The sequence below is a fragment of the Parasediminibacterium sp. HNIBRBA5674 genome, from assembly GCF_056745525.1.
The window spans coordinates 1-311 of record NZ_JBQWIE010000123.1 but is presented as its reverse complement, the minus strand read 5'-3'; the positions used below and the strand labels follow the sequence as shown (position 1 = coordinate 311).

The 311-nt window shown below is 36.3% G+C and carries 1 pseudogene; it reads left to right on the top strand.

Going from position 1 to position 311, the window contains the following annotated elements:
- Positions 1-311: pseudogene (locus ACT9TX_RS18540) on the top strand (hypothetical protein); the annotation flags it as partial.

Genomic DNA, 311 nt, shown 5'->3' with positions numbered 1-311 from the left:
TTTATGGTTCTAGGGCTGCAAATGGTGTTGTTTTAATTACTACCAAAAAAGGTAAAGCAGGCGAATCAACGATTGAAGTGACTAATAAAACTACTTTAGGTGTAATATCTAGTCCCTACCAAATGATGAACTCGCAACAGTACGCCGCTATTAAAAATGAGCAAAATATTCGCAACAACGTACCAGTGCTTTTTGATGTAGAAGGTTTTGCCAAAAGACCTAGTACCAATTGGCTAAAAGAATTAACAAGAAATAGCCTTAGGCAAGAAACAAGTTTAAGCTTTAGAGGTGGTGTAGGTGCTACTAATTAT